Origin of the sequence: Roseicyclus amphidinii, from assembly GCF_030163755.1 — a bacterium.
Taxonomy (GTDB): Bacteria; Pseudomonadota; Alphaproteobacteria; order Rhodobacterales; family Rhodobacteraceae; genus Roseicyclus; species Roseicyclus amphidinii.
On record NZ_JASJOE010000004.1, the window covers coordinates 105,192 to 113,183 of the forward strand.

At 68.7% G+C, this 7,992-nt stretch carries 10 protein-coding genes; 4 read left to right on the forward strand and 6 right to left on the reverse strand.

What is annotated here, in order from left to right; genetic code table 11:
* The first annotated feature begins 133 nt into the window (after positions 1 to 133).
* Complete coding sequence (locus QQK83_RS02710; protein WP_284261442.1) at positions 134 to 1,258, forward strand: beta-ketoacyl-ACP synthase III; 1,125 nt, start codon at positions 134 to 136, stop codon at positions 1,256 to 1,258.
* A 42-nt stretch (positions 1,259 to 1,300) separates the two neighbouring features.
* A complete protein-coding gene (locus QQK83_RS02715; RefSeq protein ID WP_284261444.1) occupies positions 1,301 to 1,891 on the forward strand; it encodes a thymidine kinase in 591 nt (196 codons plus the stop codon).
* Between the two features lie 136 nt (positions 1,892 to 2,027).
* Here the strand turns inward: QQK83_RS02715 and QQK83_RS02720 are convergent, their stop codons facing one another.
* From QQK83_RS02720 to purD, 6 genes are all read right to left on the reverse strand, one after another.
* Positions 2,028 to 2,975, reverse strand: a complete 948-nt coding sequence (locus QQK83_RS02720) for a 2-hydroxyacid dehydrogenase (RefSeq protein WP_284261476.1) — start codon at positions 2,973 to 2,975, stop codon at positions 2,028 to 2,030.
* The gene (locus QQK83_RS02725) at positions 2,972 to 3,313 is read right to left on the reverse strand and encodes a tRNA-binding protein (protein ID WP_284261446.1); all 342 of its coding nucleotides are present in this window, start codon (positions 3,311 to 3,313) and stop codon (positions 2,972 to 2,974) included. The genes QQK83_RS02720 and QQK83_RS02725 overlap by 4 nt, the downstream gene beginning before the upstream one ends.
* Positions 3,310 to 4,122 carry a pyrroline-5-carboxylate reductase gene (gene proC / locus QQK83_RS02730; protein WP_284261448.1) on the reverse strand — a complete coding sequence of 271 codons (813 nt, stop codon included), beginning with the start codon at positions 4,120 to 4,122 and terminating at the stop codon, positions 3,310 to 3,312. The genes QQK83_RS02725 and proC overlap by 4 nt, the downstream gene beginning before the upstream one ends.
* A gap of 30 nt (positions 4,123 to 4,152) precedes the next feature.
* Positions 4,153 to 4,656, reverse strand: a complete 504-nt coding sequence (locus QQK83_RS02735; protein ID WP_284261450.1) for a type III secretion system chaperone family protein — start codon at positions 4,654 to 4,656, stop codon at positions 4,153 to 4,155.
* 218 nt (positions 4,657 to 4,874) lie between these two features.
* Entirely contained in the window at positions 4,875 to 5,495 is a 621-nt protein-coding gene (locus QQK83_RS02740) for a DUF2726 domain-containing protein (protein WP_284261452.1), read from the reverse strand.
* A gap of 90 nt (positions 5,496 to 5,585) precedes the next feature.
* Positions 5,586 to 6,848 (reverse strand): phosphoribosylamine--glycine ligase, encoded by a 1,263-nt coding sequence (gene purD / locus QQK83_RS02745; protein ID WP_284261455.1) that lies wholly within the window; start codon positions 6,846 to 6,848, stop codon positions 5,586 to 5,588.
* Between the two features lie 60 nt (positions 6,849 to 6,908).
* Here purD and QQK83_RS02750 point away from each other — a divergent pair, with 60 nt between their 5' ends.
* Together QQK83_RS02750 and xseA are read left to right on the forward strand one after the other, a co-directional pair.
* A complete protein-coding gene (locus tag QQK83_RS02750) occupies positions 6,909 to 7,145 on the forward strand; it encodes a hypothetical protein (RefSeq protein WP_284261456.1) in 237 nt (78 codons plus the stop codon).
* Between the two features lie 4 nt (positions 7,146 to 7,149).
* Positions 7,150 to 7,992: exodeoxyribonuclease VII large subunit (gene xseA / locus QQK83_RS02755; protein ID WP_284261459.1), on the forward strand; the 843-nt coding region annotated here is incomplete at its 3' end.

Below are 7,992 nucleotides of genomic sequence, written 5' to 3' on the forward strand. Positions count from 1 at the left end.
CGTGGCGAGTTTGCCGCCCCTGTCAAGCGTCGCGCCCCCCGGTCACGCGCGGTTCACACAGGGGTGACGCAGGGGCGCGGCTTGACCTTTGCGCGCGATCCGGCCCTTCTTTCCCGCGGGAAGGGAGAGCGCCATGCACCAGCCAGCCATCACCGGATCGGGCGTCTTCACGCCGTCCGAGGTCATCACCAACGACGAACTGGTCGCGGCCTTCAACGCCCATGCCGACCGCTGGAATGCCGAGAACGCCGAGGCCATCGCCGCGGGCGAGGTCGAGGCCAAGCAGCATTCCTCCTCCGAGTTCATCGTCGCGGCCTCGGGCATCGAACGACGCTACGTGCTGGACAAGACCGGCGTTCTTGACCCTGCGGTGATGCACCCCTGGCTGCCCGAGCGGCCGACGGAAGACCCCTCCGTCATGGCCGAGATGGGCGTCACCGCCTGCCGCGCGGCGCTGGAGATGGGGGGCGTCGACGCAGCGGAGGTGGACCTGATCCTCTGCGCGGCCTCGAACCACGAGCGCGCCTACCCGGCGATTGCCGTCGAGATCCAGCAATTGCTCGGCGCGGGCGGCTTCGCCTTCGACATGAATGTCGCCTGTTCCTCGGCCACCTTCGGCATCCAGGCGGCCGCCGACATGATCCGCGCGGGCAGCGCGAGGAAGGCGCTGGTCGTCAGCCCCGAGATCTGTTCCGCCCATCTGGAATGGCGCGACCGGGATTGCCATTTCATCTTCGGCGACGTCGCCACCGCCATCCTGATCGAGCGCGACGAGGACGCACAAGGCCCGCGCTTCACCATCCGCTCGACCCGCTGCGCGACGCAATTCTCGAACAACATCCGCAACAACAACGGCTTCCTGCGCCGGACCCGCAAGGGCCACATGGAAGACCGGCGCGACATGCAGTTCATGCAGAACGGCCGCAAGGTCTTCAAGGAAGTGCTGCCGCTGGTGTCGCAGCACATCGCCGATCACATGGCCGAAGAGGGGGTCGCGGCCAGCGATCTCACGCGGCTCTGGCTGCACCAGGCCAACAAGACGATGAACGATTACATCGGCCGCAAGGTGCTGGGCCGCGACCCGGAGCCGGGCGAGCAGCCCAATATCCTGCAGGATTACGCCAATACCTCCTCGGCGGGCTCGATCATCGCCTTCGCGCAGCATTCGGCGGACATGACGAACGGGCAGATGGGGCTGATCTGCTCCTTCGGGGCGGGCTATTCGGTGGGCTCGGTGATCGTGGAGCGGCGCGGCTGAGCGGCCCTTGCCCGCGCGGCGGGGCTGGGGCAGAAGCAGGACATGGCCAAGCTCTACTTCCATTACTCGACGATGAATGCGGGGAAATCGACCCTGCTGTTGCAGGCGTCCTACAACTACATCGAACGCGGCATGCAGACCTACCTGATGACCGCGAATTTCGACGACCGCGCGGGCACGGGCCGGATCGGCAGCCGCATCGGCATCGCGGCCAAGGCAGATACCTATGCGATCACGAGCGACCTGTTCGAGATGATCGCCGCCCGGCTGGATGCGGGCCCCTGCGCCTGCGTCCTGATCGACGAGGCGCAATGGATGACCCGCGAGCAGGTCTGGCAGGTCGCCCGCGCGGTCGATGACCTGAACGTGCCGGTGATGTGCTACGGTCTGCGGGTCGATTTCCGGGGTGAGCTGTTTCCGGGCTCGGCGGCGCTGCTGGCGCTGGCGGACGAGATGCGCGAGGTGCGCACGATCTGCCATTGCGGGCGCAAGGCGACGATGGTGATCCGCGTCGATGCCGAGGGCCGCGCCCTGACCGAAGGGGCACAGGTCGAGGTGGGCGGGAATGACCGCTACGTGAGCCTGTGCCGTGTGCATTTCCGCGAGGCGACGGGCGACCGTCCCGCGGGATAAGGGTGTTTCGCCCGCTTCGCGGCCGACCCGCGCGCCGCGCACGCGGCGCGGTTGCGAATTTTCGTACGAAAATTCGATTTGGCGCTGTTGAATTTTCGTACGAAAATTCGGCGGCGTGGTCTTGGCCGGGCGGCGGTCAGACGATGTTCGGAAGCGGACGCCCCTCGGCGAAGGCGATGCAGTTCTGAAGCGCCATCCGCCCCATCGCCTCGCGCACCTCCAGCGCCGCGGTTCCGAGGTGCGGCAGGAGCGTGACGTTCTCCATCCCGATCAGCGCCTCTGGCACCTGCGGTTCGAACTCGTAGACATCGAGGCCCGCGCCCGCGATCTGCCCGGCTTGCAGGGCTGCAATCAGCGCCGCTTCGTCGACCACGTCGCCGCGCGAGATGTTCACGAAGATCGCGTGGCCCTGCATCGCCGCGAACTCGGCCGCGCCCATGAGGTGATGGGTCTCGGCCCCGCCGGGGGTCGCCAGCACCACGATATCGGCAGCCGCCAGCGCCGCGGGCAGGTCCATCTGCTCTGCGGGGAAATCGACGGATTTGGCCGACCGGTTGGCATAGACGATCCGGCAGCCGAAGCCGAAATGGCAGCGCCGCGCGATGGCCTGGCCGATCCGGCCCATGCCGATCACGCAGACGGTCTTGCCCGTCACGTGCAGGCCCAGCATCTGCGTGGGGTGCCAGCCGGTCCAGCGGCCCGCGCGGAGCATCCGCTCGCCTTCGCCCGCGCGCCGCGCGGTCATCAGGATCAGCGTCAGCGCGATATCGGCTGTGGCATCGGTGACGGCACCGGGCGTGTTGGTCACCTCCAGCCCCGCGGCGCGGGCGGCGGTCACGTCGATGTGGTTGTAGCCGACCCCGAAATTCGCCAGCAGCCGCGCCCGCGGGTCCGGCACCTCGGCGAAGGCCGCCGCGCGGAAAGCGTCGCCGAGCGTGGGCAGGATGACGTCGAAATCGCGCAGTCCCGCGACGCATTCGGCATGGTCCATCGGCGTGGTCACGCCGCGGCAGGTCACGTCGAAGACGCGGGCGGCGGCCTCCATCACGCTTTCGGGCAGGCGGCGGGATACGAGCAGCTTCAGCACATCTTCTCTCCGTTCGGGATGTCGCGGTCGGGGCCGATCAGCACGACGCGCCCCTCGGCGTCATGCAGCCCGAGGACAAGCGCCTCGGACATGAAGGGGCCGATCTGGCGTGGCGGGAAGTTCACCACGCCCATGACCTGCCGCCCCACCAGCGCCTCGGGCGTATAATGGGCGGTGATCTGGGCCGAGCTTTTTCGCACGCCGATCTCGGGCCCGTAATCGACCCAGAGCTTGATCGCGGGCTTCTTCGCCTCGGGGAAGGGTTCGGCGCGGGTGACGGTGCCGACGCGGATGTCGACCTTCAGGAAATCTTCGAACCCGATGGTGTCGCTCATCCGCGCAACTTCCGGCTGCGGTCGGTGGCGGCCTTGACGGTGGCGCGCATCAGCGGCGCGAGGCCCGTGGCCTCGTCCATCAGCACCGACAGCCCGGCCTGCGTCGTGCCTTTGGGCGAGGTCACGTTGATGCGCAGCTGTTCCGGCGTCTCCACGGCCGCTTCCGCCAGCACGCCCGCCCCCGCGACGGTGGCCTTGGCGAGCTGCATCGCCATCTCGGGCGGCAGGCCCTCGGCCTCGCCGGCCGCGGCCAGCGCGTCGATCATGTAGAAGACATAGGCCGGCCCAGAGCCCGAGACGCCGGTGACCGCGTCGATCTGATCCTCGGATTGCAGCCTCACGACCTGCCCGATGGCGCTGAGCAACCCCTCGGCCATGTCGAGATCGCCTGCGCCCGCGTCCTCATTGCCGACGATGGCCGTGATCCCCTTGCCCACCGCGGCGGGCGTGTTGGGCATCGAGCGCACCACCCGCGTGCCGGGGCCGAAGACCGCCTCGAAGGCCGCGATGGGGGTGCCCGCCGCGACCGACAGCACCAGCGTGCCACCGCCGCCGAAGCCCGCGACGCGGGGCAGGGCGTCGCCCATCATCTGCGGTTTCACGGCGACCATCAGCACCGCCGGATCGGCGGGCAGGGGGCCGTTCACCGACACGCCCTGCGCCCGCAGCCAATCGGACGGGTGCGGGTCGATCACATGGACGGCCGAAGGCGCAAGCCCGGCCTTCAACCAGCCCTCCAGCATGGCCGATCCCATCTTGCCGCAGCCCAGCATGACCAGGCCGCGGTTTGAAATCTCGTCGAAATTCATGGCGTCCCCCGTGCGTTCCGGGGGCCGAGACTAGGCGCGGCCGTAGCTCTCTGCAATGGCGACCTGCAGCGCGTCCGACGGGCTGCGATTGCCCCAGCAGGCCAGCTGGAACGCCGGGTAGTAGCGTTCCGCCGCCAGCACCGCGGTTTCCACCATGCAGGCGATCTGGTCGGGGCTGGCCAGTTGCTCGCCCGCCAGCACGAGGCCGTAGCGGTAGACCATCAGCTTTTGCGCGGGCCAGTAGGTGAAGGCCCCGGCCCAGCAGCGGTCATTGGCAAGGTTCAGCGTCTCGTAGAGGGCGGGCAGCGTCTCGGAGGGCGGTTCCATGTCGAAGGTGCAGATCATCCGCAGCGTCTCGTCATAGGCCGACCAGGCGAGCGTCACGGAATAGGTCCGCCACTGGCCTTCGATGGCCATGGCGATCTGGTCATCGGCGATACGGTCGAAATCCCACTCGTGATGCGACGCAAGCGTCTCAACGATGTCGATGGGATGCAGGTCTTCGATGTCCAGATACTGCTCGGAATGCGACATTGCCCAGGCCTCGTGTTTTGGCAGCCTAGCGGGCCTTGGGTCACTAACCAAGACGCCCGCTAAAGGCTGGGTGTCTTTCAAACTGGTGGGGGCAGGCTGCCCCTCACCTACGAAATATGGTGCGGCGGTTGGGGCGTTGTGTAAAGCAGTATTTTTGTGACCGAAAGGCGAGAGACCCCGATACCACGGGGTATCCACAATATATCGTGGGTTGGGGATTACTCCGCCGCTAGGGCAGGGCGCAGCCCCAGATGCCGCTCCAGATCGAGGCGCTGGCCCGGCGTCAGCCCCGCGGCAGGCACCTCGATGAAGGGGATGCCCGCGGCGTGGCAGGCGATCCGCTTGGCCTGGTCGCGGTCATGGGCGTTGCCGCGATAATGGCCGTCGCCCTGGTATTCGATCACGGCGACGGGGTTCCCGTACCGGTCGATGATGAGGAAATCGGCGCGTTTGCGCATGAGGGCATGTTCCGCCACCTTCCGCGTCTCCTCGAGGTCCTGGCGCGCGGTCGCTTCGAGAAACGCGCCGTAGGAGACCTGTGCGAACAGGCGGTGCCTGTTCGGGGCGTTCTGCACGAGGGTTTCGAGCTGCCGGAGCAACGCATATTCCGGCTTGTTCAGGAGTCGTTTGCGACGCCAGCCGACCTTTTGGGCGTGATCGTGGCCGGGGGATTTGTAGTTGGCGAGCTTGGCGGAAAGGCGTTGGGCCTCTGCCTCGGCGTCCTTCGCAGTCTCCTCGGCCTTTTTGCGTTTTTCGAGTGTCACCTCGCCCACCATGATGAGCAGGAACACCGTCGCCAACAGCAAGCCCACCGCCACCAACCAGAACGCATCCACCATCACGCACTCCATCAAACCAATGACGGAGACGATGCCGCCCGCTTCGGGCAGGATTGTGAACGCAGCCCGGCAAATCCGGGGCCGCGCCCCTCAGAGCGCGCGCCAGCCGATGTCCCGCCGGTAGACCCCGCCGGGCCAATCCACGCCCTCGACCATGCCATAGGCGCGCTCGCGCGCCTCTTGCAGGGTCGCGCCGCGGGCCGTCACGTTCAGCACCCGTCCGCCGTTCGCCACCACCGCGCCCTCCCGCGACGCGGTGCCGGCGTGGAAGACCATGTGATGCGAATCCTCCGGCAAGGCCTCCAGCCCGCCGATCACATCGCCCTTGCCGTAGCTGCCCGGATAGCCCTTCGCGGCCATGACCACGGTCATCGCGTGATCCGCGGCCCAGGTGACCGACATCTCCTTCAGCCGCCCCTCGGCGCAGGCGAGCATCAGGTCCAGCGCCTGCCCCCCCAGCCGCATCATCAGCACCTGGCATTCCGGGTCACCGAAGCGGACGTTGTATTCCACCAGCCGCGACACTCCGCCCTCTATCATCAGCCCGGCATAGAGCACCCCGCGATAGGGCGTGCCCCGCCGCGCCATCTCGGCCACGGTCGGCTCGACGATCTCGGCCAGCGCACGCGCGGCCACGTCGTCCGAGAGGACCGGCGCGGGGGAATAGGCCCCCATGCCGCCGGTGTTCGGCCCGGTGTCGCCCTCGCCGATGCGCTTGTGATCCTGCGCCGTGCCGATGGGCAACACACTCTCGCCATCCGACAGGATGAAGAACGAGGCTTCCTCGCCGGTCATGAACTCCTCGATCACCACCTCGGCCCCTGCCGCGCCGAAGGCACCGCCGAACATCTCGTCAATCGCCGCCTGCGCCTCGGCCACGGTCTCGGCCACGACAACGCCCTTGCCCGCGGCCAGCCCGTCGGCCTTGACCACGATGGGCGCGCCCTGCGCCGCGACGTAGTCCTTGGCCGCCGCCGCATCGGTGAACCGCGCCCAGGCGGCGGTCGGCGCGCCGCAGGCGTCACAGACCTCCTTGGTGAAGCCCTTAGAGGCCTCCAGCCGCGCCGCCGCGGCCGAGGGCCCGAAGACGAGGATGCCCGCCTCGGCCAGCGCATCGGCCACGCCCGCGGCCAGCGGGGCCTCGGGCCCGATGATGACGAAATCGATGCTCTCCTCGACGGCGAAGCCCACCACCGCCTCGCCATCCTCGGTGTCGAGCGCGGCGCATTCCGCGATCATGGCGATCCCGGCATTGCCCGGCGCCACGATCAGCCGGTCGCATTTCGGGTTCTGCAGCACCGCCCAGGCCAGCGCATGCTCGCGCCCGCCGCCACCGAGTATCAGGATGTTCACCTTCGCCGCCCCTCTTGCTAGTCTCGCCCTGCATTACAAACCGGCAGGGGCGGGCACAACATGACAGGACCGGACCTTTGGTCACGCTTGCGCGGCTTCGCAGCGGCCGAACGGGGCTCCGCCCCCGCGGCACTCGCTGCTTTCGCCGCCGCCCTGATCGCGCTTGCGGCCATGGCGGGCCTGCATGCCGCCGGCATTCTCGCCGTGCCGCGGCTGATCTACCTCATCCTCGGGGTCGTCGCGCTCTACACCGCCTGGGACGCCTGGCGGGAGACCCGCAAGCCGAGGGGCGACTGAGGCCATGGACGACCTGATCGAGGATGCCGGCCCCGCAGGCGGCCCCGGCAACGCGCCCGAATTCACCGTCTCGGAAATCTCCGGCGCGGTGAAGCGCAGCATCGAGGCCGGCTTTTCCCATGTCCGCGTCCGCGGCGAGGTCGGGCGGCTTTCGCGCCCCCGCTCGGGCCATGTCTACCTCGACCTCAAGGACGACCGCAGCGTTCTGGCCTCGGTGATCTGGAAGGGGGTGGCCTCCCGCCTCGCCCATCCGCCCGAGGAAGGGATGGAGGTGATCGCCACGGGCCGCCTCACCACCTTCCCCGGCCAGTCGAAATACCAGCTGGTGATCGAGGACCTCCGCCCCGCGGGCGCGGGCGCGCTGATGGCGATGCTGGAGAAACGCCGCGCCATGCTCGCCGCCGAGGGGCTGTTCGACGAGGGGCGCAAGCAACCGCTCCCCTTCCTGCCGGAGGTCATCGGCGTCGTCACCTCGCCCTCGGGCGCGGTGATCCGCGACATCCTCCACCGCTTGCGCGACCGCTTCCCGCGCCATGTGCTGATCTGGCCCGTCGCGGTGCAGGGCGAGAAATGCGCCCCCGAGGTCGCCCGCGCCATCCGGGGCTTCAACGCCCTGCCCGCGGCGGGCGGCCCGGTGCCGCGCCCCGACCTGATCATCGTCGCCCGTGGCGGCGGCAGCCTCGAGGATCTCTGGGGCTTCAACGAAGAGGCCGTGGTCCGCGCCGCGGCCGAGAGCGCCATCCCGCTGATCTCCGCCGTGGGCCACGAGACCGACACCACGCTGATCGACTTCGCCTCGGACTGGCGCGCGCCGACGCCCACGGCGGCCGCCGAGCGCGCCGTGCCG